Raw genomic sequence first — 21,271 nt, 5'->3', positions numbered from 1 at the left:
TCGCGCCACCTTCACGGCGCACTATAACGTTCCAGCGTTGCCGAACCCTGAGTCTTGGCGCGGGCCGTGCTTTGCACGGCGCGTGACAAGGCGAAGGGTTGCAGTGGAGGGCCGTAAGGCCCGGAACCGGCACACGCGCAGTTATACGCCGGTTTCACTCCCGAGGACTGATCAAGCTGCTAAGAAATTCAGGCACCCCTTCCAAGTGCAACGTTCATTCAAGAAGGGTGCTCTCGACATCGCGCCGTTCGTGGAGGATTCGTACGATTTCTACTTCGTGCCCCGTGTACCGAAAAAAGAGGACGTGAGGGGGCACGGAAAAACTACGAACTCCTGCACGGATGTCAGGACGCAAGACTCCAATTTCTCCCACCGTGTCGGCGAGAAGTCGGCACTTCTCGCGGATTCGCACGATCATCTCGCCGGCAATCGTCGGTCCCGCCGCGTTCGCGATGTACTCCGCGATTTCCGATAGGTCTCGACGGGCAGAAGGCGAGAGATAAAGTTCTCTCAAGCCGCCTCAGATCGGCCCAGGGCCTTGAGAATGTCTCGGAACGCGTCGTCGGCTGAAATCTTGTCGCCAGAATTCAGCTCCTTGATACCCTGGCCAATGCTTTGACGCAGCGCCTTCAGCTTTGCGCGTCGCTCCTCCTCCTGATCCTGAAGCGTACGGACTGCAGCGCGCACAACCTCGCTTGCCGAACGATACTGTCCGGCCTCCACCAACTTGCTAATGTACTGCTCGAGCTCTGGCGTGAGCGAAACGTTCACGGCCGCCGCCTCCATGAAGGAAGTCCTACCTGCTACCCCTTCGAAGCTAAGCGTCGAAGGCTGCGATGTCAAAGATTGTTATTGCGCCCCTCCACTCCTCCCCGGTCTTCCAAACAAAGTCAGAAAAGTGAAACTGGCGTATAACGGCCACATTGTCGCACTAAGGCTCGTGAAACATCCCTCTTTCCGGGGATGGCCGAAGGCGGGTTCGCAAATGTGGCTTCGTGGCGAGTCATTCGGCAACGATATCCGATCGCTCCCCGTCCCTCCCGATCCCGGGAGCAGGAAGCCCGTCGATGCTTACGGCGTTCCACTTCCGGTGAGGTCCAGGTAAGCGGCTCCGGATCGGCGAGACCGTATTCCCCAGCCCCCTTTCGGTGAAGTTGTCCGACCCTTCGGTGCCAGGGTGATGGGGATAGTGTTGCTCTGCCGGCGAGGCCGACGCATAATTTCATCCCCAACCTCGAAGGAGGCACTCATGATACGTCGCCGTTTCGTCCTCGTCCTCGCTTGCGGCGTCCTGGCCGCGAGCGGGTGTAGCCAGACCATTGGTTCCGGCGGCTCCGCCACCCTGTCCTCGCAGGACCTGCCGGGAGAGGGGCCGCTCGGGCTTCCCTCGACGGCCGGCCTCGTCGTCTCCCAGTCGGAGATCGGCTCGGAGGTGGGCGCCTCGATCCTGCGGCGGGGCGGAAACGCCGTGGACGCCGCGATCGCCACGGCTTTCGCGATGGTGATCACGAACCCGTCCAACGCCAACCTCGGCGGCGGCGGCTTCATGATGGTCCAGCTACCCGACGGCCGGACCGAATCGATCGACTTCCGGGAGAAGGCGCCGCTCGCCGCCTCCGCCGACATGTACGTGGATCCCGCGACCGGCGGGTCTGCCTGGCAGTCGTCCGGGTACCGCGCGCCCGGCGTTCCGGGGACGGTCGCGGGGATGTACCTCGCGCACCAACGCCACGGGAGGCTCCCCTGGAGAGAACTGGTGATGCCGGCCGCCGAGCTCGCCGACGGTGTGGTGCTCCCGTCGCTCGCGAACGCGATCAACGGCCTGACCCAGGGCACCGGGCGGATGACCCAGTTTCCCTCCTCGATGCGCGCCTACGCCAAGCCCGATGGCTCGCCCTGGGGCGCGGACGAGACGATTCGCCTTCCGGACCTCGCCCGCAGCATGAGGGCGATCGCCGAGGGGGGGCAGGACGCCTTCTACCGTGGCTGGATCGCCGACAGCATCGCCGTGGACATGAGCCGGAACAACGGGCTCATCACCAGGGAGGACCTCGCCCGTTACGAGGCGGTGGTGCGGGCGCCCATCACCACGACGTACCGAGGGTATGAGCTCGCGATGATGGGACCGCCCAGCGGAGGCGGGGTGATCATCGCCGAGTCCCTGAACATCCTTGAGAACTTCGATCTCAAGGGCATGGGGCAGACCTCCCCGCAGGCCGTCCATCTCGTGATCGAGGCCATGCGGCGGGCTTTCCTCGACCGAGCGCGGCACCTGGGTGACCTGGACTTCGACCCCTCCATGCCGATCGCGCGCCTCACCTCCAAGGAATACGGGAGGCAGCTCGCCTCGGAGATCAACCGGAGCCTCGCGTCGAACAGCGCCGACCTCGGCTCGGACATCCTCTCGATGGCCATGGTTCCGGAGACCAATGAAACGACGCACTACTCGGTCATCGACGGGGACGGGATGGCCGTGTCCGTCACCTACACGCTCGAGGGCGGGTACGGCTCGGCCGTCGTCGCGTCGGGCACGGGCTTCATCCTCAACAACGAGATGGGAGACTTCAACCGGGTTCCGGGCCTGACCGACACCGGCGGCAGCGTGGGCACGCTGCCCAATCAGATCGCTCCCGAGAAGCGCATGCTCAGCTCGATGACGCCCACGATCGTGACGCGCGACGGCAGGGTGGTGCTGATCACCGGTTCGCCGGGCGGGCGCTCGATCCCCAGCACCGTGCTCGGCGTTGTCTTGGGGTTCATGGAATTCGAGCGGAACGGTCGCGAGGCCGTCGACGGACCGCGCATCAACCACCAGTGGATGCCCGACCGGGCGAGCGTGGAGGTCGACGCGACGCCTACGATCCCGCAGGCCACGATCGACGCCCTCACCGCCATGGGACACGAGGTGCGCCCAGGTGGAGGCGGTCAGGCCAACTCCATCTGGGTGGATGTCGGGTCGGGAATTCAGTACGGCGTGCCGGATTACCGGAACAGCTCGGCGAGCGCGGCGAGGCCGTAGCTCCGCGGGTTCGGACACAGCGGGCGCGGCTCGAGCCATCGTGATTCGGTGGCCCGGGCCGCGCCCGAGTGTTTTTGGAGGGGCGAAGGCGCCCCAGGCGCGCTCGGCCCACGCCATTCCTGCGTCGAAGAACCGGGAAAGGCTTTCGGCCGCCTGATTCAGCGACCCGTCATGCCCTGCTAACCTCGGCCATCCCGCGGTAGCTCGCGTATCGGCTCTGGGCGATTTCCCCCGCCTCCACCCGCTCGCGGACGGCGCAATCCGGCTCGTGCAGGTGGGAGCAGCCGCGGAAGCGGCACTCTGTCGCAGCCGCCGCGATCTCCGGAAACGCGGCAGAAAGGGACTCACGCGCCACATCCCAGAGCCGGACGTCCGAAAATCCCGGCGTGTCGGCGACCCATCCCCCCGAGGCGAGAGGAAGGAGGCGGGCGCTCACCGTCGTATGCCGCCCTCTTCCCCCCTTCGAGCCCACCTCCTGGGTCCGAAGCTCGAATCCGGGGTCGAGTGCGTTCAGGAGGCTGGACTTCCCGACTCCGGACGGCCCGATGATCGCTGAAACCCCACTCGACAGGAGAGTCCGGAGCGCGGGCAATCCTTCGTCCGCACTCGCCGACGTCAGGACGACCTCATACCCGATCGCCCGATAGAGGGGCGCCAGGGCCATCGCGCGCTCGCGCGCACCCGGGAGATCCACCTTGTTCAGGACGAGGGCCGGAGAGATCCCGCAACTCTCCGCAAGAGCGAGAAAGCGGTCCGCGACTTCGGCTTCGAGGGGCGGATCCTCCCCCGAAAGGACGACGAGGCAACGATCCAGGTTGCTGGCCACGACACGTGCGCCCCGGCCCCCGGGTCCGGCGCGCACCAGCTCGTTTTCGCGGGGGAGGACCTCTTCGATCGCCTGGCTCTCCGGGCCCGTCGTTCCGGACACGAGAACGTGGTCACCGGGAACCACGCGGTCGCCCGTCCGGCTCCCTCGGCGGACGCGGCCGCGCAGCACCGCTTCACCCTCCGTGCCATCTTCGAATCGGATCCGGTAACGGCCGCCCACGGCCTCGAGAACTGTCCCCGCCCGAAAAGACGAAGCGCCCCGCCCGCCCGCAGTCATTCCTGACGACCTGGGCGAGCGGGGCGCGACGCCTCACTCTTCCGCGGCGACCTGCTCGAGCTCAGGCGGCGAACGACTCCAGCGCCGAGCCCTTCTCGCCCTCGCGAAGGCGCCGGAGCGCCCGATCCCGGAGCTGGCGGATCCGTTCACGAGTGACGCCGAGCATGTTGCCGATCTCTTCGAGCGTGTGCTCGCGCTCGCCGTCGAGTCCGAAGTAGAGCCGGAGCACCTTCGCGTCCCGCGCCTCGAGTGTATCCAGCGCACCCGAGACCGCTTCCGTCAGGAGCCGCATCTCGACCTCCTGCTCGGGCTCGGCGGCCTCCTCGTTGATGAACCGCTCGACGAGCTGCGAGTCCTCGCTGTCCCCGATGGGGGCGTCGAGACGGATCTCCGCGGCATTCAGCGTTTGGAGCGATTCGATGAGCTCCGGAGTCAGGTCGGTCGCGGCGCTCAGCTCGTCCGGATTCGGGTCGCGCCCCAGCTCCTGCTTGAGGCGCTCCTTCTCACGGAAGATGCGCGCGAGATCCGAGGCCCGGTTGAGGGGCACCCGGACGGAGCGGCCATGATTCGCCAGCGCGGCGAGAATCGCCTGACGGATCCACCAGACCGCGTACGAGATGAACTTGACCCCCTGCTCGGGATCGAACTTCCTCGCCGCGGTCACGAGCCCTACGTTCCCTTCCTGGATCAGGTCCGTGAGGGAAACGCCCCGGTTCTGGTACTTTTTCGCGACGCTGATGACGAAGCGCAGATTCGCCCGGGCAAGCTCCTGCACCGCCTCTTCATCGCCCGCCTGCGCGAGGGCGCCGAGCTCCTTCTCCCGGGCAGGGGTAATGAGCTCGTGCCGGCTGACGTCACGAAGGTATTGGTCCAGGGCGGTCTGCTCATCCAGGGCGGAATCGAATCCACCCAGGGATCCCCTAGAGCGCCCCTTCCTCTTGCCCGCGGCGCGGCCGCTAGTCGCGGTGCTGGCCATCTTCATCTATCTCCGTAGAGGCTCCGGGGATCTGCAAATCCGCAGTCTCGTGAATACTCCTAACATCTCCACCAAGCGACTCGTACCCGCCACCGGGGCGCAAGGTCCACAGCCATGAAAGCTAGTCTGTTCCAACCCTTCTGTCCATCCGGACCGAACTCAGCCGGGCGACCGCCTTCCCCTGGTCGTCGCTGCGGTTCCCAGGGCGGCTTGCGGGCCTGGTAACCCGCCCATCCCCCCTTGTTCCGGAGCGGCCTTGCGCGTCGCCCTCATCCTGCCGCGAGGTAACCCAAGGCCTCTTCGGCCTCGATGGTGCGCGGGCCCACGGTGAAGATCCGGAGGACGCGCGCCGTTCGATAAAGCTCTTCCGCCATCCGGGGAAGATCGATGACTCCCCGGAGCCCTCCGCTCCGGAGGCGCTCCACGGCACCTCCCCGCCGTTCGACAAGCAGGTCGAGATCCAGCATTCGCGCCTTGGCTGGGTAGTCGAGCATCACCTCGCCGGCTTCGAGACCCAGTTCGTCCGCGATCCGGTCCTCGACCCCCCGGCGCACCGGCGAATCCTGCGAAAGCCAGTCGGGGAGGGCAATCCCTTCGAGCTCCGCGGCCGTCAGCTCGCACGCGCGCTTCGGAAGCCTGCGCGACCGGAGATTCGGGATCCAGCGCTCTCCTATCCGTCGAACCATCGGATTTCCGTTGGAGTAGGTCCGCTCCTGAATCCGGTAGAGAAGCTCCTCATCCGTCGGTCCGACCAGCTCGTCCCTCCCAAAAACCCCGAGGCGCACGGACTCGTCCACGATGCGCCGATATAGTGCAGTGGCAGCCCTTACCGCATGGTGCCAGTAAACATTTCGGAACATCTGGTACTTGGCGAAGAGAAGGGACTCGAGCGCGCTCACCGCCTTCTCCTGCACGCCGACTTCGATTCGGCCGGATTCCGGATCTCTGAGGAGCACAAATCCCTGCAAAAGTCGGTCCACATCCACTTCCCCGTAAGGAACGCCGCAGAACCGAGCATCGCGCCGGAGATACTCCATCTTGTCGAGGTCGAGACTTCCGCTGACGAGCCCTCCGAGGGGGTGGTCGCTCTCGCCCCGGATGAGTGCGTGAATCTGCCCGGGCGCCTCCCCTCCGAGAGGTGCGAGCGCCTCGGCGAGCTCCGCGGATCCGAAGAAGCGTTCGCTCACCGCCTCATGGCTCCCCGGAATTCGATCGGGCTCGAGCTCCTCCAGTGCATGCGAAAAGGCATAGTGCCCGATGTCGTGGAGAAGCGCGGCATAGGGGATGAGCCCGGCGCCCTTCCATGCCTCCGCGAGCCCCTCGTCACGCTCCCGGAGGAGGCGAAGCGCCGTCCCCGCGAGGTGGTAGACACCGAGGGCGTGGTCGAAACGCGTGTGCGTGGCGCCCGGATAAACAAGGTGCGCGAAACCGAGCTGGCGGATGTACCGGAGGCGCTGGAAGGCAGCAGTGTCCACGATCCCGATGGCGACGGGGTCGAGGCGAATCGTGTTCCAGAGAGGGTCGCGAACGGTTCGAAAGGTGGGTGACCCGGTCATCGCCCGAGAATGCGGCGAAGTCTCGGGCGGGGCAATAAAGAAAGGGGGGCCCCGGAACCGGGGACCCCCTCTCCTCGAATCGGCATTGGCGCGCCTTCCGCAGCCAGTGCGCTCGCGCTACTCAGGGAAGCGCGTAAGCCAGTAGCCCACTCCCTTGCTGCACGAGAACGTACTGCTTGCCGTCATGCACGAAGCCTGACATGCCATATTGGCTCGGCGCCGGAATGGGAATCGCACCCACCCGCTCGCCGGTCATCTTGTCGATCGCGAAAAGATGGGGCGTGTTGTCGCTCGTCGCCCCGGTCGCGAAGAGGAGCGTCTCCGTCACGATCATCGCCGCGTGCCCGTTCCGTCCGCGGTTCGGATTGAAGTTCAGCCCCTGAAGGAGCGGGTGGTCTCGGATCGCGGCCTGCTCCTCCTCGGTCGCGTCTCCGTGTGGAATCACCCAGCGATAGTCGCCCGTGTTCAGGTCGATCGCGCTGATGGTTCCGCGCGGCAGCTCGAAGATGAAGTCGTTCGGGAGCCCCGCGAAGGGGTTCTCGACCGCTGGTGCGTCCCCGCCCCCACGTCCACCCCGGCCACCTCCGCCGCCACCGCGGGCCCAGTCCACCACCGTCGTCCCCGACGCCTCCTCCCAGTCGCTCTCGATGCCAGGAGTCAGCAGGACGCTCCCGCAACCATTGTGCGCGGTGATGAAGATGACTCCCTCCACCGGGTCGGCCACGGCAGGTCCGGTGATGTTCACGCCCCCTGTGTCTCCCGGACAGAGCCTTGCGGGACCGAGCCCCTGCTCGTTCCCCTGGTGCACGGGAGGATTATAGAAGGGTGCGAGCTGGTTCGTCGCCCGCGCATATTCCAGCGCGAGCCGGCGAATCTCCGGCGTGTAGTTGATGAGCTGGTCTTCCGTCCTCCCCTGCAGGGCATAGGGAGACGGCTTGGTCGGGAAGGGCTGCGTCGCCGCGAGCTGCTCGCCCGGCACGTTCGACTGCGGGACCGGACGCTCCTCGATCGGCCAGATCGGTTCGCCCGTCTCCCGATTGAAGACATAGAGGAAGGCCTGCTTCGTCGCCTGTGCGACGATCGGCACCCGCTCGCCGCCGATCGTCACGTCCATGAGGACGGGCGCCGTCGGCGTGTCGTAGTTCCAGACGTCATGGTGCACCATCTGGAAATGCCAACGGCGTTCACCCGTCTGCACGTCGAGCGCGATCAGGCTGTTCCCGTAGAGGTTGTCGCCGGGACGGAAGCCGCCGTAGAAGTCGAGCACCCCGCCCTTCGTGGCGATGTAGACGAGCCCCAGCTCGGGATCGGAGGCCATCGGGGCCCAGGATCCGATGTTCCCCGACCAATACCAGGCATCGTTCTCCCAGGTCTCGTGCCCGAATTCACCCGGGCGCGGGATCACATGGAACTTCCACTTGAGGTCTCCCGTCCGTGCATCGTACGCGACGATGTCGCCCGGGATGTTCTCCATGCGGGTCTGGTTGTATCCCTGCTCGTGGGAGGTCCCGACGATCACGACGTCGTTCACGACGATCGGGGGCGACGACGCCGTTGCATATCCAATCGAAAGCGGGATGCCCTGGTTCGGATCCCACTCCTGGTTTAGATCCTCCCAGGGTCCCCACCCCTCCGCCTGGTCGCGGAGCACGTCCACGACGCCGGTCTGAGCGAAGCCGGGGAGGTCTACTCCCTCGCCCCAGTTCTCGAGCGGCTGTCCCGTTCGCGCGTCGAGCGCGTAAAGGAAGCGGGCGGGCGTGACCATGTAGATGATCGGCCGACCGTCGATCTCCGCGTAGGAGACACCCTTCCCGTAAGCGGCCCGCATCGAGTACTCCCACCGCCAGGTATCTGGCTCCCGGAAGCTCCAAATCGTCGCCCCGGTGCTTGCGTCGATCGCGATCACGTTCCTGCGGTAGCCGGCCACGGTATAGAGGACACCGTCCACGTAGCTCGGCGTCGCGCGCATCACCCCCTGGCCTTCACCGAAGCTCCCGCCGTTCCATTCCCAGGCGAGCTCGAGGGTATTGAAGTTCTCCGCGGTGATCTGATCGGCCGGGAGATAGCGTGTATGCCAGGAGTCCCCTCCCAGGTAGCGCCATTCCCCGTTCTCCGTCCCCGGTCCTTGCGCGGACGCAACGCTCGGAGTCGCGACGAGTGCCGCGACGGCCAGGGCGAGCCAGGCGCCGGCGAGTACCGGGCCCAGGCTCTGCATTTGTCGTCTCATCTACTCTTTCTCCGGGTCAAGACCTACTGAGACAAAACTCGCTATTCCAATACGGTCGCGTCCTTGGATAAGCGATTCACGGTACGTCACTCGCGTCGGCCGTGCAACCACCCTGCGGAGGCGCACCCCCTTTCAGCCGGGGGGAGGATCGAAGGCCCCCTCCGGAACCGATGTTTCAACCCTCAAATGTGGGAAATGGATCCGTGGCACGCCGTCCACCCTGCGGTTCACCGCCAGCCGGATCGGACCGTACTGCGTCCAGTCCGTCCAGTCGGAGGGCGCAGGGTCGGCTTCGGCGTTCGGGAAATGATGCCAACGCTCCATCAGGCCGGTCTCCGGGTTGACGAAGGCGAGGTACCGATTCTGCGGGGTGAGGCCGGTCCCATCGTCGAAAGCGAGCTCGACGACCTCCCAGTTGCGCCCAGCCTCGTCCGATTGTTCGCCCATGTACCGGATCTGGACGCCCGGATCGGCCCACTTGTACGGCATGATGAGCCAGTAGGAATCGTTGATGTGGGCACGGTAGGCGGAGGTGAGCCGGTCCTGGGCTTCCTGGCCGGTCTGCTCCACGCCGTCGAGCCAGACTCTCCCCGCCGCGACGTCGTTGCTGTTGAAGAGGGCGACGAGGTTCTGGCCCTGCGTCTGTACTTCGTACCGGACTTGCCCCTCCCACCGGTCCCATCGATGGTGACGCACGGTTTGGCCGATCGCCCAATCGAACTCGAGGTATCGAGCTTCCTCCCACCCGTTGTCCGGAGCCATCTCTGACATCATGCGTGTGTAGATCCGGGCGACGTCCGGATCGGAGAATGCGGCACTGTAGTCCGGGCCCGAGGAGCAGCCCGCGGAAAGCACCCACAGACACGCTGCGACCGCCGTTCGATTGCCCATCTTGAAAAACCCCCCTCAATGGTGAATGCCACCGCGCCCGGCACGCGCGTATAATGTAGGTGTAGAGGCATTCACACGAAAACGGAATTGTGCCGGAACCGGCCTCGCCGGCTCCAGACCCCGAGAGGGCGACTCCCGTGACCCCTCCTCCCGCGACGCCGCAGGTGGAATTCCGGCGTGAGTTAAACCGGCCCGACGGCCAGGTCAATCTCGCGCGGGCCGCCTTGCTCATCGCTAGCGAGGCCTATCCACAGCTTCATGTCAATTCCTACCTGACGCGCCTCGACCAGCTGGCCGAGGAAGTCCGGGACCGGCTCGCCGACGAAAGCGCCCCCCTCGTCCTCCTCGAGGAGATGGGAAGGACCCTTTACGAGAGGCACGGATTCCGCGGCAACCGCGACGAGTATTACGACCCGAGGAACTCCTTCCTCTCGGATGTCCTGGATCGGCGGACCGGGATTCCGCTGACCCTCGGGATCGTCTATCTCGAGGTTGGCTGGCGACTCGGACTTCCCCTAGAAGGGGTGAACTTTCCCGGTCACTTCCTCGTGCGTTTCGCGGGTGAAGAAGTCCGGCTCCTCGTGGACCCGTTCGACGAGGGACGCGTGCGCTTCGAAGACGAAGCCCAGGCGCTCCTGGACCGAGGTTACGGCGGGCTGATCCGCGTCCGCCCCGAGTTCTTGAAGGCCGCCGGCCGCCGTGCCATGCTCGTCCGCCTTCTCACCAACCTCAGAGGCGTCTACCTCGGACAGGAGGATTACCCTCGCGCGCTGGCGGTCGTGGATCATATTCTCGCGATCCACCCCATGGCTCCGGGAGAGTTGCGGACTCGTGGAACGCTCCTGGCGCGGATGGGACGAGCCGACGAAGCGCTTCAGGAGCTCGAACGTTATCTCGACTCCACGCCCGGCGGTCCCGACGTGGCGCGCATCCGCGCCCTCGTAGAGGAGTTGCGCGGGGCCGGAAGGGAGAAGGAGGAGCGATGACGGCGAGCGCGGGATCCGGCCTTCCCAAGGACGACGCGAAGCAGGGCGGGCACATCGCCGCCGGGTACCGCTCGGCCATAGAGGGCGCCGCAGTCGTGGACCGTTCGGACCGGCGTTACGTCATCGTTTCGGGGCGGGCCCCCGCTCGTATGCTGGCCGGTCTTTTCTCCGGAAGCCTCCCCCCCGACCTCGGCGAGCCCAGCGCGTCAGGCCGACGTGGCCGGATGCCCTATTCCGCGCTTCTGACCCCCAAGGGGAAGATCGTCGCGGATCTCCGAATCGCCCGTCTCGGCAATGGAGAGGAGGGACCCTTCCTCATCGAGCTTCCGTCGGCCGGATACAAAGCCGCCCTCGAACGGATGCAGCAATACCTTCCGCCTCGATTCGCCCGCCTGGAGGAGCCGGGGGAGCCGATCGGCCTCCTCACCGTGATCGGTCCCCGGGCGCCCGAGCTGCTCAAGGCGGCGATCATGGAGCTCCCGGACCCGCGGCTTTCCCTCGCCGAGCTCGACGAGGGAGAGGAGGTCGTCCTCGAGGGCGCCGCAGCGGTCCCCACGAGGATCGTCCGGACGGGGGATGTAACGCCGCCGGCCTGGGATGTGATCGCGCCCCTCCCCGTGGTGCATGGGGTCCAGGAGCGTCTCGGCGCCCTCGACGCTGTCATCGCGCCCTTCGAGCTCTGGGAGACGCTTCGGATCGAGCGCGGGCGTCCGGCCTTCGGACTGGAGCTCGATGAGGACGTCCTACCTCCCGAAGCCGGAATCGAGGACCGCGCGATCGACTACCGGAAGGGGTGTTTTACGGGACAGGAGTTTATCGTGCGCATCCGCGACCGCGGCAAGGTGAATCGTCACCTCCGCGGAGCCCTCCTCGGGGATGCCACGCCTCCCGCGTTTGGAACCTCCCTCTTCCTCCCGGATCGTGAAGCCCCGGTCGGCGAGACGCGAAGCGCCGTACGTTCGCCCCGGTTCGGCCAGTCCATCGTCCTCGCCTACGTGCGCCGGGAAATCGAACCTCCGACCCACCTTCGATTGGGAACGAGGGAGGGTCCGGAGGCAAAGCTCCGGACAATCGACCTGAACGGTTGGGTGCTGGTGGAGGGAGACGCGGCTCCAATAGCTTAGGGGATGGCGCCGGCCCGCGAAGCATCCGAGATCCTCCTCCGCCTCCGCAGGCTCCTTGCGGGGCCCGACGAAGCCGCACTGTCGGCTGCCCTCGAAGAGCTTCCCGCGCACCAGCTTCACGACCTCTGGTTCGAGCTTTCGTCGGAGGAGGGGGAACGCGCCCTCCGTCACCTCTCTCCCGAACGCGCGGCCCAGGTCGTCTCCAACCTCTCCGAGGAGGATCAGCCGGAGCTGATCCAGTCGCTATCGGCCCCGGCGCTCGCCGAGGTGCTCGAGGAGCTGAGCCCGGACGACCTGGCCGACACCCTCCAGGCGCTGGAGGCGAGCAACCCCGCACATGCGAGCGAGGTGCGGTCGCTCCTCGAGCCGGCGACCCTCGCGGTTGCCGACGCGCTCGTGCGTTACGACGAGGAGGTCGCCGGCGGTCTCATGACCCCGGACTTCGTCTCGGTCCAGGCCTCGATGAGCGTCGAGCAGGTACTCGAGTTCCTCCGGCGCGCGCACCCGGACGCGGAGACGATCTACTACATCTACGTCGTGGACGACCGGTCGAGGCTGCAAGGCGTCCTCTCGCTCCGCGACCTGATCGTAGCGCCGCCCGCCGCCAAGGTCTCGGAGATCATGCGCCCTCAGGTCGTGAGCATCCCCGCGCACACGGACCAGGAAGAGGTCGCGCGCGCGATGTCCGACTATGACTTCTCCGTTCTTCCCGTCGTGGACGACGGCGGGGTCCTCGTGGGAATCGTGACGGTTGACGACGTCCTCGACGTCGTGGAAGAGGAGGCGACCGAGGACATCCACAGAATGGGTGGCGCGCCGATCGACATCGACTATGTCCGCGCGAATCCCTTGCTCCTCGCCTGGAAGCGAGCATCCTGGCTCGTCCTCCTCGTCGTTTCGATGACACTTACCTTCCACGTCATCGAAACCTACGAAGTGCTCCTTCAGGAAGTCGTGATCCTGGCCGCCTTCATTCCTCTCCTGATCGGAACCGGCGGAAACGTCGGATCGCAGGTCGCGACGCTCGTCGTCCGAGCCCTCGCGACGCGCGAGCTGGAGCTCAAGGACTATCTGAAGATCTTCGTGAAAGAGACCGGGACCGGGCTCCTCCTGGGGCTCGCTTTCGGGACTTTCATGACCGGGTACGTCCTGATCCTCCGGCCGGAAGCCGATCCTCGGATCGCGTTGGCGCTCGGCATCACGATGGTCCTCATCGCCCTTACGGCGAATCTCGTCGGCGCGTCCATGCCCTTCCTCTTTCGCCGCCTCGGAATAGATCCGGCGCTGACCTCCTCGCCGGGAATCACCACGGTGATGGACGTCGTGGGGCTCCTCATCTATTTCCGGGTGGTGATCTGGATCCTGGGTCCGCTGACGGGTGACCCGGGCGCCATCGGGGCGCCTCTTCCCTGATCGTCGAGCCGTTCCAGCCTCATGGCGGCAAGCGGAACGGAGCGCAGGGTGAGTGCGGAGCCTCGATCCGGCATCCATCGAAGGGAGGGCGGCGACCGATGCGCGTCGAAGTGGAGGTCACCATTCGGGCCCCGGGGGCGAGGGTCTGGCAACTCGTCACTGACATCCCAAACTCGGTCCGCACGATTTCGGGAATCCAAAAGGTGGAGGTCCTCGAACGGCCCCCGACCGGGATCCTGGGGTTGAAGTGGCGAGAAACCCGGACGCTCTTCGGAAAAACGGCGACCGAAGTCATGTGGATCACCGGTGTCGAAGAGGGCTCGTCGTATGAGACCGAAGCGCGGAGCCACGGATCCGTATATCGGAGCGAGATCCGTGTCAGCGAAGTGGGGGACCGGACGCGGCTCCGGATGGTCTTCGAGGCCGAGGCGCTGACATTCGGTGCGCGGGTATTTTCCGTCCTCCTGGCGTTCATGATCAAGGGCGCTACGAAAAAGGCGCTCCTCCAGGATCTCATGGACGTGAAGGCTGTTGCGGAAGGGGGAGAGACCCAGGGGTCAACGAGTTGAGGAGTTGAACTCGATCTGGCGCCCGGGTCGCGCGGAACGCTTCGCGGCGAGCGCATTGGCACGCGCGTGGTAGCGCACATCCTCCCGGGGCACGTCGGGCACCGTCTCGAAATCCCTCACGCCCGGTACGGTCTCCAAGTCCGTCCGACGCAAACCGCTCCTGGAGCCGGCTGATGGCACGCTCGCGGCGATGAAAGTCCTCCTATTCGGAGCGACCGGAATGATCGGGGCGGGAGTCCTCATCGAATGCCTGGAGGATCCCCGCGTCGAATCCCTCCTCGCGGTCGGACGGTCGCCCTGCGGGAGGACTCATCCGAAGTTTCACGAGCTACTGCGCACCGATTTCCTCGACTTTGGGGACGCGACGGACGCCCTAGCGGGCATGGACGCCTGCTTCTTCTGTTTGGGCGTTTCCTCCGCCGGGCTCGACGAGGCGGCGTATCGCCGCGCCACCTTCGACCTGACGATCGCGGCGGGTGAGGCCCTCGCCCGTGTGAACCCGGGAATGACTTTCTGCTACGTCTCCGGGGAAGGCGCGGACAGCACGGAGCGAGGACGGACGATGTGGGCGCGCGTGAAGGGGAAGACGGAGAACCGCCTCCTCGAACTCACGCTAGACTGCTACATCTTCCGGCCGGGCTTCGTTCAACCGTTGCGGGGGGTGCGATCGAAGACCTCGCTCTACCGAACCTTTTACGCGGTCTCGAGCCCCCTCTTTCCAATCCTCAGGCGCGTGGCCCCGAGCCACGTCACGACCACGCAGAACGTGGGGCGCGCGATGATTCGGGTCGCGGACGCCGGCCACTCGAAGCGCGTCCTGGAAAACCGCGACATCGATCTTTTGGCCTTCGTGGACTGAACGTCCGGGCGAGGCGCTCCGGAAGCACGACAGTACCCGACCGCAGCGGTTTCTCGCCGGGTTGCGGTCAGGCGGGGTGAACCTGCACACTCCAAGTAGTTGGCCGGTTCGGCTGGCGACTCACTCCAGACTGTCAGGAGGGCCCATGTCCGTCGCGAGAGTCACCGAAATCAAGACATCCTCGAAGAAGGGCTTCGACGACGCGGTGCGCGTGGGAATCGCGCGCGCCAACAAGACGCTCGAGAACGTGAAAGGAGCCTGGATCGCGGATCAGGAGGTCGTGGTGGAGGGCGGAAAGATTGTCGAGTACCGCGTCCTGATGAAGGTGACCTTCATCCTGAAGTGACCCGGGAAGCGGGGAGAGCCGCGCGCAGGCGGGCGCCTGACGTTGGCGCGGGCTAGAAACGACCGCCGGCGGATGGCACACCGGATACAGAACGACAACATCGTCGTCTCCTACGTCACGCTCCGGCGCGTGCTCGGAGTCCTCGGCGTCTCGCTCCCTCTCGTCCTCGCTTTCTGGGGCGTCGCCGAGACACGCACCTGGGACGTGCTCCCTTCGATCAGCGACTACTCCTCCCTTCGCGCACGGGACGCGCTCGTGGGAATCCTCTTCGCGATCGCCTGTTTTCTCTTTGCATACCGGGGATACGACAGGAGGGACGATATCGCGGGCGACCTGGGGAGTGTCTTCGCGCTCGGGGTCGCGCTTTTCTCGAATCGCGGGGGCCCCCTGGAAGGGGCGATCCACTTCGCGTCCGCCTCCGCTCTCTTCCTCGTCCTCGCCTACTTCTCCTTCTTCCTCTTCACGCGCTCGAACGGAAGCGTGACTCCGATGAAGGAGGTGCGAAACCCGGTCTACCGGGGGTGCGCGGTCACCATGGTGGCGTGCATCGTCCTGATCGGGATCTACTCCGTTTTCCTCCGCGAGAGTTGGCTTTCGTTCCTGCGCCCCGTCTTCTGGCTCGAGGCACTCGCCCTCTGGGCCTTCGGCGCATCGTGGTTCGTGAAGGGAGAAACGATCCTGCAGGACCGCGGGAATTAACCCTCGGGCCGCATCACCCTGTAGGCGCGCTTCCAGTCGTTCCGGAGAAACCCCGGGATGCACCAGAGGATGCAGAGGGGTTCGATCGCCCGTGCGGCAACGGCACTTCCCAGATCCTCCACTTCCCAACCGAAGGCGTCGAGAATATCCCCGACTTCCGCTTTCGCCGGGCCGTCGTTTCCGCAGATGAACATCGTCGGCTTTCCGCCGGGAAGGGCCGGATGCACCATCAGCGCGCTTCCCACGCACGAAAATGCCTTCACGAATCGGGCGTCGGGCGCGAGGCGCTGGAGCCGCTCCATGAGCGAATCCTCCAGCGTAGTGAAAAATTTTAGAACGCCGTCTTCCGGGGGCACAGGAGCGATCGGATTCGTCGTGTCGATCACCGTCTTCCCGGCGAGTGCTTCCGGCGGCGCTTTGCGCACCGCCTCTTCCGCCGCTTCTCCCTTGACCGCCAGGACGACGAGGTCCCCCCACACCGCCGCATCACCGGGCATCCCCGTCGAGGCGCGGCTCCCCGCTTCGCGGCGCCACTCCTCGAGCTTTTCGGGGGAGCGCGACGCGAGCATGACGGCGTGGCCGAGATCGAGAAATCCCTTCGCGAGAGCGTGCCCTACGGGACCGGAGCCGAGAATGCCGACCTTCATTCGGAAGAACTCGCTTCAGGAGGAGACCCAGCGCTCCGCCCGCTCCGCTTCGCCGGAATCCAAGAGGGTGCGGAGTCTGTCGTGGACGGTGCCAGACAAAAATGAGCTCGAACCAGAGTCGAGGGCGAGCCGAAAATATACGGGCGCCACGAACGCCCGCGAACCCCCCGGAAGCCGCCTCTCCCCTCGACCTGAAGCGCGTCGCCGGTCGACATGAGACCTTCCCCATAGGCCCCCGCTCGGGCGCACCCGCCCGGCGGGGACGGGGCCGCCACCCGGAGCAGCTCGGGGGAAAATACTCCTCAGAAGAGGCCCCATACGGGGGGGAAGGTCCCCAAGACCCCAAGGCCGATCAGCACAAAAACCGCGGGAGCGACGCGACCGGGCTCCACTTCGCGATTCCTCCAGCGCGCGTGCAGGAAAACCCACGCGATCAGCCAGAGGGCGACGGCAATCGTGGTTCGCCCCGACACGCCGCCCGCGGGCCCGTAGAGCGTCGGCGCGACGAAGATCCCGGCCTCGTTGAGGAGCACCACGAGTCCCATCGCAAAAGCGCCGATACCGGCGGCCAGGAATGCAGCCCAGACCGCTCCATTGGGTCCGGCGCCGTCAGCTGTAGACTTCTCCTCATACACGATGGTCATGGGAGTCCTCTCCGGTCAGAGTCATTGTTATTGAAGGGGGGCGACCTTGTTGACGAAGACGCCGAGGAGCGCCATGCAGGCCACCAGCGCGAGACAGATGGCCAGACCGGCCATCGTTGTGTTGCGCACCCCTGCGTCGTTCCAGAGTCGTCCCCGGTAGCGGGTGACCACGAAGGCCATCGCCGTCGCGAGAATGGCCGCAATCCAAGGAATGTGCTCCTTGCTCTCCATCGCGAAGGAGTGGAGCCAGGCCGTGCTCGGATCGGATTGGATGAGGGACCGCGGAAAGTCGGTGAGAATGGTGGTGCCTTCGGGCGGCGTCGCGCGGTAGGGGGGAAAGACGATATAGGTCCCTGCCAGCACGGTGAGCCAGAGCATTGCGGCGGAAGTCACGCTCAGCGCCCCGAGCGCCCGAGCGGGACCGGCCAGGTCGCCCCACGTCCGGCCGGGTCGGAAGGCAACCACGAGGACCAGTGCCCCGAAGAGAGTCATCATGGCGCCGCCCCCCAGTGCAATTCCATGCAACATCGTCCAGATGCTTCGGTCCGTAAAAAGCGCCATGTGACCCCCACGGTAGCGGTTTCGAAACAGTGATCACCGTCCCTCGCTGGCGGCCTCCGCGCCTCGCATCACCCCCGGGGATCGCTGGAACGGCCCCGCCGCGGAGGAGCTCTAGCCGCATCCAGCCTCAGGGCGAAACGACGGCGCGCGCCCAGTCCCACCCCTCGAGCCCCCGCTCGTTCACGGCCTTCACGGCGACCTCCGAGCCGGGGACGACGCTGTCGAGAGCGAGGGAGGCTCGTCCCCCCGCGCCTTCTGCCCCGGCCGCGACTTCCCGCTCCCGGACCGCTCCCGAGGGCGAAGTCACGCGAATCCGGTAGGCCCGTACGCCGCTCTCCCGTGCGGTATCCCAGGAGGCCACGGTGGATCCTCCGGCCCCCGATGCCCATTCCACGCCGGTCAGCCTCGACGGGCTCGAAGCCAGGAGTGCGAGGGTCGCGATCGTGACGCGGCTCACCTCCGCCACGAGCCGCTGGTTCACGGTCTCGAGTCGGTCCGTCGGCTGGTGATAATGCGGATTTCCCAGGACCGGGTACGAGCCGATCCCACCCACGATGTCCCCGTAAGCCTCGTAATACGCGGCGGCGTCGGTGGATTGGTAATAGTGCGAATCGAAGGTGATGAGCTCGGAGAAGAGGAAGGCCGCCGCGTGCTGGATGTCGCGGATGCCGGCGTTCGAATACCGGATCGTGTTGTCGAGGCGGTGGTCGTTCGTCCACCCGATCATGTCGTTATTGAGCGCGCCGGCGATGATCTTCCCCTCCTCTACCGCTCGCCGGACGTACTCCCGGCTCCCCAGGAGCCCTGCCTCTTCCCCGGTAAAGAAGCCGAGCTCGATCGTGGCGGCCTGCGGGTGGTCGCGGAGGACACGGGCCGCTTCGAGAAGTGCGGAAGACCCCGAGGAGTTGTCGTCTGCGCCGGGACCAGGCTCGACCGAGTCGAAGTGGCTGCTCGCGACGTAGACGAGGTGGGGATCCACCGTCCCCGGGATTCGGGCGATCACATTGGCGGACCGGATTCCGGGGCGCGGCTCGAACCACTGAAGCTCGGGTTCGTACCCCCATTCTCGGAGCTGCGCCTCGAGGTAGGCGATCGCGAGCGCGTTCCCAGGCTGAGTGATGTGCTTGGAGCCCGTCCCGTAGAGGGAGCGGGCGTACTGGTAGATTCGCTCGACGGAGACTCCCTCCACGATTCCGGCGACTTCACCGGCGATGGGCGCGAAGCTTCGTTCCCCCCGCGCCCGCAGGTCGCGTTCGCCTGCGAGGTTCGTCTCGAGCCGCGCGCGGAGCTCGTCCGCCCCGACGGTGCGGTCCAGGTGCAGGAGATAGACCCCGCGCTCGGGCGAAATCGTATCTCCGTCCCGGTCGGCGACCACGAGGATCCCCGTGCCCCCCGGCACGATCTGCCACTCGTACTCCGAGGAAATGGTTCGGACCGTGTTGTTGTGGAAGAGCTTCGTCGCACGACCGGTCTCGACATCGTACAGATAAGAGCGGCGGTGTCGCCCCTCTCCCTTCGCCGCAAAGACCGTTTCGTCATCGAGGAAACGCGGGGCGAGGTCATGCTGGATCTCGTTGGTAACCTGGCGTGCCGCTCCTCCATTCACGGGTGCCACGACGATCTCCCAGTCGTCCCAAGGGCGCGCCTGGAAGGCCACCCGGGTGCCCGAGGGCGAGAGCGCGGGCGCAGCGAGGGGCACGGGCGCACGGAAGACCTCCGACGGTGCCCCGGCTCCGGACTCCGCGAGCGAAAGCACCTCCACCGTGTAATCCGACCCTTCGCGGCCGAGGAAAACGAGGGAGCGCCCGTCCGCGGAGAGGGAAGGAGCGGAGCGACGTGGATATCCCGTCATCCTCCCCGACTCGAGATCGAGGACGACGGTCGAGGAAAGAGCGGCCTGCCCCGTGCCCTCCGTTTGGGTGAACACGAGCGTCTCCCCCCCCGGAACGGGGAGAACCCCGGACTTCCCTCCTTCCCCCGTGTCGAGAACCGCGAGGTCGCCCCCCGGCGCAATCCTGAGGATGTCCGTGGCGGGACCCGTCGCGTCCTGGCTGGCCAGCACGTAGAGCACGTCCGTCTCGGGCGCCCCGGTCAGGACGCCGACCGTCGAATTGGATCCGATCCGCGGGATCCACCCCCCGCGCAGGTCGATGGTCTCGTCCGAACCGGAGGGGAGGGCCCGCACGCGGATCTGCCGATCGACGACCGGCGTCGCGACGGTGAGGTAGGCCACCGCGCGGGGGCCAACGAAGGAAGCGCCGACTCCGGGAAGGCTTGCGATGGTCGCTCCCTCGGACTCGAGGTCCACGACTCGGGTGACTCCCCGCCCCCCCTCGGAGGTCTCGTAAAGCGCGTAACGCCCCGTGGAAGACACGCGCAGGCCGGCCCGCCCATCGGGAGCGAGCTCGTCCACGGCGTACCACTCACCGGTGAGGAGGGCGATCTCCTCGACGCGCATGCCGCCCTCCGGGCCGTTCAAGACGGCGAGGTAACCTTCGAGCGCCTCGACGTAGTCTCCCCGATCCCATGCGAAGTACGCCTCCTGGAGGCGGAGGTCCGACGGGAGGGGCGGAAGCTGAGCGGCGGCGGTGAATGGAACGGAGAGCGCGACGAAGGCGGGGAGCCACCGGGTCATGTTTTTCCTCTCGTGGTCAGGAGACGGTCCACGATTCTCCGCCCGTGCATCCGTCCGTTTTCGATGAAGATTCGATTCGCATCGTACCCTGCCGCGAGGACACCGGCCACAAAAAGGCCGGGGACAGGGGTTTCCATCGTCTCCGGATCGTGGGACGGAACCCCGGTCTGGACGTCGATCGAAACGCCCAGCGACCGGAGCAGCCCATGGTCAGGCTTCCAACCGGTGAGTGCGAGGACCCAGTCGTTCGGGATCGGTCGCGTCGCACCGCCCTCCTCGCTCCGCACCACGACCACATCTGGCCGGATCTCCTCGATCCGGTGCCGCCAGAGGACCTCGACCTCCCCTGCCGAAATTCGATTCCGAATGTCGGGAAGGAGCCAGGGCTTCACGCCGGGGTCCAGTTCCGAGCCGAAGTGGACGAGAGTGACTCGCGCGCCGACCCGGAAGAGCTCCAGCGAGGCCTCGACCGCCGAATTCCCGCCCCCCACGACGACGACATCCTGATTCCAGTAAGGGTGGGCTTCCCGATAATAGTGGGAAACCTTCGGAAGTTCTTCCCCCGGGATGCAGAGGAAGTTCGGCTCGTGGAAGCCCCCGGTCGCGATGACGACCACCCGCGCTCGCCACTCCAACTTCCTGTCGGCCCGGGTTGTCGTGAGGCGAAATCCGCCTTCTTCCGCATGTACCGACTCGACCGAATGATACTGACGCACGTCCAGGTGGAAGTAGCGGGCCACGCCCCGGAAATAGGCGAGCGCCTCCTGGCGCGTCGGATTCGGACGCGAGCAGGTAAACGGGAGTCCTCCCACCTCGAGCTTCTCCGCCGTCGAAAAAAAACTCATGTAGGGAGGGTACCCGATGAGCGCGGCACAGAGGGGACCTCGGTCGAAGAGAACCGCGGCACGCCCTGATTCGCGGGCCGCCGCGCCGACTGCGAGGCCGCACGGGCCGGCGCCGACCACGGCAATTTCCACGGCCTGGTCGTTCATGGCGCGCTCCGGGAGCAGCCGA

20 protein-coding genes are annotated in these 21,271 nt (G+C 66.1%); 8 read left to right on the top strand and 12 right to left on the bottom strand.

What is annotated here, in order from left to right; genetic code table 11:
• Nucleotides 1-214: 214 nt before the first annotated feature.
• Entirely contained in the window at nucleotides 215-514 is a 300-nt protein-coding gene (locus WEG36_02955) for a type II toxin-antitoxin system RelE/ParE family toxin (protein MEX1256557.1), read from the bottom strand.
• Entirely contained in the window at nucleotides 511-786 is a 276-nt protein-coding gene (locus WEG36_02950; GenBank protein ID MEX1256556.1) for a type II toxin-antitoxin system ParD family antitoxin, read from the bottom strand. The genes WEG36_02955 and WEG36_02950 overlap by 4 nt, the downstream gene beginning before the upstream one ends.
• Before the next feature lie 463 nt (nucleotides 787-1,249).
• Here WEG36_02950 and ggt point away from each other — a divergent pair, with 463 nt between their 5' ends.
• On the top strand, nucleotides 1,250-3,019 hold the full coding sequence (ggt, locus tag WEG36_02945; GenBank protein MEX1256555.1) for a gamma-glutamyltransferase: 1,770 nt from the start codon (nucleotides 1,250-1,252) through the stop codon (nucleotides 3,017-3,019).
• A gap of 169 nt (nucleotides 3,020-3,188) precedes the next feature.
• Here ggt and rsgA read toward each other — a convergent pair whose 3' ends face one another.
• The 5 genes from rsgA to WEG36_02920 form a co-directional block, all read right to left on the bottom strand.
• The gene (rsgA, locus tag WEG36_02940) at nucleotides 3,189-4,124 is read right to left on the bottom strand and encodes a ribosome small subunit-dependent GTPase A (GenBank protein ID MEX1256554.1); all 936 of its coding nucleotides are present in this window, start codon (nucleotides 4,122-4,124) and stop codon (nucleotides 3,189-3,191) included.
• Nucleotides 4,125-4,185: 61 nt separating this feature from the next.
• Nucleotides 4,186-5,106 carry an RNA polymerase sigma factor RpoD/SigA gene (locus tag WEG36_02935; protein MEX1256553.1) on the bottom strand — a complete coding sequence of 307 codons (921 nt, stop codon included), beginning with the start codon at nucleotides 5,104-5,106 and terminating at the stop codon, nucleotides 4,186-4,188.
• 263 nt (nucleotides 5,107-5,369) lie between these two features.
• A complete protein-coding gene (locus tag WEG36_02930) occupies nucleotides 5,370-6,656 on the bottom strand; it encodes an HD domain-containing protein (protein ID MEX1256552.1) in 1,287 nt (428 codons plus the stop codon).
• A gap of 121 nt (nucleotides 6,657-6,777) precedes the next feature.
• Nucleotides 6,778-8,883 (bottom strand): PQQ-binding-like beta-propeller repeat protein, encoded by a 2,106-nt coding sequence (locus WEG36_02925; GenBank protein ID MEX1256551.1) that lies wholly within the window; start codon nucleotides 8,881-8,883, stop codon nucleotides 6,778-6,780.
• A 132-nt stretch (nucleotides 8,884-9,015) separates the two neighbouring features.
• Nucleotides 9,016-9,774 carry a hypothetical protein gene (locus tag WEG36_02920; protein MEX1256550.1) on the bottom strand — a complete coding sequence of 253 codons (759 nt, stop codon included), beginning with the start codon at nucleotides 9,772-9,774 and terminating at the stop codon, nucleotides 9,016-9,018.
• 137 nt (nucleotides 9,775-9,911) lie between these two features.
• Here WEG36_02920 and WEG36_02915 point away from each other — a divergent pair, with 137 nt between their 5' ends.
• The 7 genes from WEG36_02915 to WEG36_02885 all read left to right on the top strand — a co-directional run bounded on the left by WEG36_02915 (nucleotide 9,912) and on the right by WEG36_02885 (nucleotide 15,770).
• Nucleotides 9,912-10,760 carry a transglutaminase-like domain-containing protein gene (locus WEG36_02915; protein MEX1256549.1) on the top strand — a complete coding sequence of 283 codons (849 nt, stop codon included), beginning with the start codon at nucleotides 9,912-9,914 and terminating at the stop codon, nucleotides 10,758-10,760.
• The gene (locus tag WEG36_02910) at nucleotides 10,757-11,884 is read left to right on the top strand and encodes a hypothetical protein (GenBank protein ID MEX1256548.1); all 1,128 of its coding nucleotides are present in this window, start codon (nucleotides 10,757-10,759) and stop codon (nucleotides 11,882-11,884) included. The genes WEG36_02915 and WEG36_02910 overlap by 4 nt, the downstream gene beginning before the upstream one ends.
• A gap of 3 nt (nucleotides 11,885-11,887) precedes the next feature.
• Entirely contained in the window at nucleotides 11,888-13,297 is a 1,410-nt protein-coding gene (gene mgtE, locus WEG36_02905; protein ID MEX1256547.1) for a magnesium transporter, read from the top strand.
• Nucleotides 13,298-13,395: 98 nt separating this feature from the next.
• The gene (locus WEG36_02900; GenBank protein MEX1256546.1) at nucleotides 13,396-13,866 is read left to right on the top strand and encodes an SRPBCC family protein; all 471 of its coding nucleotides are present in this window, start codon (nucleotides 13,396-13,398) and stop codon (nucleotides 13,864-13,866) included.
• Nucleotides 13,867-14,056: 190 nt separating this feature from the next.
• Entirely contained in the window at nucleotides 14,057-14,725 is a 669-nt protein-coding gene (locus WEG36_02895; protein ID MEX1256545.1) for an epimerase, read from the top strand.
• A gap of 145 nt (nucleotides 14,726-14,870) precedes the next feature.
• Nucleotides 14,871-15,071 (top strand): dodecin family protein, encoded by a 201-nt coding sequence (locus WEG36_02890; protein MEX1256544.1) that lies wholly within the window; start codon nucleotides 14,871-14,873, stop codon nucleotides 15,069-15,071.
• Between the two features lie 72 nt (nucleotides 15,072-15,143).
• The gene (locus WEG36_02885) at nucleotides 15,144-15,770 is read left to right on the top strand and encodes a DUF998 domain-containing protein (protein MEX1256543.1); all 627 of its coding nucleotides are present in this window, start codon (nucleotides 15,144-15,146) and stop codon (nucleotides 15,768-15,770) included.
• Here WEG36_02885 and WEG36_02880 read toward each other — a convergent pair.
• The 5 genes from WEG36_02880 to WEG36_02860 all read right to left on the bottom strand — a co-directional run bounded on the left by WEG36_02880 (nucleotide 15,767) and on the right by WEG36_02860 (nucleotide 21,249).
• Nucleotides 15,767-16,417, bottom strand: coding sequence for an NAD(P)-binding domain-containing protein (locus WEG36_02880; protein ID MEX1256542.1), 651 nt, complete (start codon nucleotides 16,415-16,417; stop codon nucleotides 15,767-15,769). The two genes, WEG36_02885 and WEG36_02880, sit on opposite strands and share 4 nt — an antisense overlap.
• A 302-nt stretch (nucleotides 16,418-16,719) precedes the next feature.
• A complete protein-coding gene (locus WEG36_02875) occupies nucleotides 16,720-17,061 on the bottom strand; it encodes a hypothetical protein (protein ID MEX1256541.1) in 342 nt (113 codons plus the stop codon).
• A 27-nt stretch (nucleotides 17,062-17,088) separates the two neighbouring features.
• Nucleotides 17,089-17,622 (bottom strand): hypothetical protein, encoded by a 534-nt coding sequence (locus WEG36_02870; GenBank protein MEX1256540.1) that lies wholly within the window; start codon nucleotides 17,620-17,622, stop codon nucleotides 17,089-17,091.
• A gap of 127 nt (nucleotides 17,623-17,749) precedes the next feature.
• Nucleotides 17,750-20,257 (bottom strand): M28 family peptidase, encoded by a 2,508-nt coding sequence (locus tag WEG36_02865; GenBank protein MEX1256539.1) that lies wholly within the window; start codon nucleotides 20,255-20,257, stop codon nucleotides 17,750-17,752.
• Complete coding sequence (locus WEG36_02860; protein MEX1256538.1) at nucleotides 20,254-21,249, bottom strand: YpdA family putative bacillithiol disulfide reductase; 996 nt, start codon at nucleotides 21,247-21,249, stop codon at nucleotides 20,254-20,256. Before WEG36_02860 ends, WEG36_02865 begins: the two co-directional genes overlap by 4 nt.
• Nucleotides 21,250-21,271: the final 22 nt, after the last annotated feature.

It is taken from the genome of Gemmatimonadota bacterium, from assembly GCA_040882465.1.
GTDB lineage: Bacteria > Gemmatimonadota > Gemmatimonadetes > Longimicrobiales > Gaopeijiaceae > JBBEBG01.
This window is presented reverse-complemented; position numbering and strand designations above follow the sequence as displayed.